The sequence below is a fragment of the Streptococcus sp. 1449 genome (genome assembly GCF_013276805.1).
GTDB classification, from domain to species: domain Bacteria; phylum Bacillota; class Bacilli; order Lactobacillales; family Streptococcaceae; genus Streptococcus; species Streptococcus pseudopneumoniae.
Genome location: NZ_VMLS01000115.1, coordinates 1 through 2,801 on the forward strand (window position 1 = coordinate 1; position 2,801 = coordinate 2,801).

At 39.5% G+C, this 2,801-nt stretch carries 4 protein-coding genes; 1 reads left to right on the top strand and 3 read right to left on the bottom strand.

The genetic code is table 11. From position 1 onward, the window contains the following. Positions 1-54 precede the first annotated feature (54 nt). Entirely contained in the window at positions 55-174 is a 120-nt protein-coding gene (locus tag HT687_RS11475) for a glutamine synthetase (RefSeq protein ID WP_080674655.1), read from the top strand. Between the two features lie 95 nt (positions 175-269). On the opposite strand, the gene glnA is transcribed toward HT687_RS11475, so the two are convergent. The 3 genes from glnA to HT687_RS11490 form a co-directional block, all read right to left on the bottom strand. After that, the gene (gene glnA, locus HT687_RS11480; protein ID WP_023937101.1) at positions 270-1,616 is read right to left on the bottom strand and encodes a type I glutamate--ammonia ligase; all 1,347 of its coding nucleotides are present in this window, start codon (positions 1,614-1,616) and stop codon (positions 270-272) included. Between the two features lie 36 nt (positions 1,617-1,652). After that, positions 1,653-2,009 (bottom strand): transcriptional repressor GlnR, encoded by a 357-nt coding sequence (gene glnR / locus HT687_RS11485; RefSeq protein ID WP_000659547.1) that lies wholly within the window; start codon positions 2,007-2,009, stop codon positions 1,653-1,655. A gap of 76 nt (positions 2,010-2,085) precedes the next feature. Next, complete coding sequence (locus tag HT687_RS11490) at positions 2,086-2,613, bottom strand: aromatic acid exporter family protein (protein ID WP_023937102.1); 528 nt, start codon at positions 2,611-2,613, stop codon at positions 2,086-2,088. Positions 2,614-2,801 lie beyond the last annotated feature (188 nt).

Below are 2,801 nucleotides of genomic sequence, written 5' to 3' on the forward strand. Positions count from 1 at the left end.
AAAAGTTAGTAAATTAGTAAACTTGTAGATTTCGATTTGAAGCAATGTGTTTTCTTGCCCGATATTGTTTTTGAAATTGAATTTTTCCATAGTGACTCCTTGATTTTCTTCTACACGTCTGATGATAAATCTAATTCGCAAAAGAGTCAAGAGGATTTTTTGAAAAATAAATAGCGACCGAAATCGCTATTTTAAGGGTTATAGGTATTTGATGGCTTAGACTGCTGTGTGACTGTTTACCCTCAGGCAATCTTTCTTCTATATTAGTATTAGTAAAGGTCTAAATAATTATCAATTTCCCATTGTGAAACGAAGGTTGCATAACTTGCCCATTCGATTCGTTTGGCTTCAAGGAAGCTAGTGTAGATGTGATCTCCGAGAGCCGCTCTGACAACCTCATCCTCTGTCAAAGCTTTCAAAGCATTGTGAAGAGTTGATGGAAGGTCTGTAATACCAGCTTCCTTGCGCTCTTCTGCTGTCATGATGTAGATATTTTCTTCGATAGGAGCTGGTGCTTCGATTTTATTTTCAATACCATGCAAACCAACTTCCAAAAGAACTGTCATAGCGATATATGGGTTTGCCATTGGATCAACTGAACGCAACTCAAGACGAGTTCCCATACCACGTGAAGCAGGCACGCGTACAAGTGGCGAACGGTTACGACCAGCCCAAGCAATGTAAACAGGGGCTTCATAACCTGGAACCAAACGTTTGTATGAGTTAACCGTTGGGTTCATGATAGCAGTATAGTTGTAGGCATGCTTGATCAAACCGCCAAGGAAATGGTAGGCCGTTTCTGACAACTGCATTCCTTTTGGATCATTTGGATCAAAGAAGGCATTGTTTCCTTCTGCATCAAACAAGGACATATTACAGTGCATACCTGATCCAGCAATACCAAATTTTGGTTTGGCCATAAAGGTTGCGTAAAGGCCATGTTTGCGAGCAATGGTTTTAACAACAAGTTTAAAGATTTGAATCTTATCACAAGCACGGAGAACTTCATCATACTTAAAGTCAATCTCATGCTGTCCAACCGCAACCTCGTGGTGACTGGCTTCTACTTCAAATCCCATTTGGGTCAAGACATTCACAATCTCACGACGTGTGTTGTCCGCAAGGTCAGTAGGCGCCAAATCAAAGTAGCCACCCTTGTCATTCACTTCAAGTGTTGGATCCCCATTTTCATCGAGTTTAAATAGGAAAAATTCTGGCTCTGGTCCAAGGTTGAAGGATTTAAATCCAACTTCTTCCATGTGACGAAGAGCACGTTTCAAATTGCCACGAGGGTCCCCCGCAAATGGTTCACCTTCTGTTGTATAGACATCACAGATCAAACCTGCAACACTTCCATTTTCATCTCCCCAAGGGAAGACTGTCCATGTATCCAAGTCAGGGTACAAGTACATATCTGACTCATTGATACGTACAAAACCTTCAATAGAAGATCCATCAAACATAGCCTTGTTTGACAAGACTTTATCTAACTGTTCATCTGTAGCAGGAATTTCGACGTTTTTCATGGTTCCCAAAATATCTGAGAACATGAGACGGATAAAGGTAACATTTTTTTCCTTGACTTCACGACGAATATCTGCAGCTGTGATTGGCATGAGTTTTCTCCTTAATGTATGACTACTTGCGGTTGCTTAACCGCGACCAAAAGGTGATTGCACCGAAGCAAAGCGACCCTGTTGGAGGAGTTCATTGTGAAGTGCACGGCGCACCTCAGTCTGACTCACCGCTTTCTTGGATTTCGCTTCACGTTCAGCATATTTTTTCTTAATGGCAGCGATATTATAACCTTCAGAGATATAATCTTTGATTTCAAGCAGACGATCCATGTCATTCAAGGAATACATGCGACGGTTCCCTTCGTTTCGATCAGGTTTGATCAACTCTTGATCTTCATAATAACGAATCTGACGCGCCGATAGATCGGTCAACTTCATAACACTGCCGATAGGAAAAACAGCCATATTTCGGCGAAATTCTTTTTCCTTCATTTACAATTTCCTTCTTTCTGTCTATTATAGTCTAAAAAAAGACAAACGTCAATTGATAATGTTATAAAATGTAACATTATTTTTCTTTTTTCTCTAAAAGGAGCCGAATACGATCAATATCGTAATTTACTAGAATTGCGACAAAAACTCCCATAAACGTTTCTGATACACGCGCAAACACGTACAAAATTGTTTCGCCGCTCGGAATCGATAGGGTAATGATTAACATAGCCGCTACACCACCAATAACCCCCGCTTTGTTATTCATGGCTACATTTGTCATAATGGTTAACATGGTGCAGATTGGAACAACTACCAAGGTCACCCAAAAGGCTTCGTGGAAAAAGGTATTTAATAAGAAGAAGACAAAGGCATAGAGGCCTCCGATACTATTCCCTAGAATACGCGAAGTCCCAAAATGAACACTCTTATCAAAACTCTCCCTCAGGCTAAAAACAGCTGTCAAAGCACCGATTTGAAGACCTTTCCAACCAAAAAAGCCAAAAATCAAGAGAACTAGAAAAACAGCAATTCCTGTTTTAAAGGTTCGCATACCAAGTTTGAACTGGGATTTATCGAATTTATATTTTTTAAAATAACTCATAATCTCAACTTTCTATTTCCATTTTATCATAAATCGGTGATTTTTATGAGTAATAGTTGCGAGGAAGCGCTTTTATTTTAAGCAAAAGAAAAGAGGAACTCTCATCCCTCTCTTCTTTGATTTGTTTATAAAATCTTATTTTTCTGTCAAGGCTGCAAGTCCTGGAAGAACTTTATACTCAATGAAAA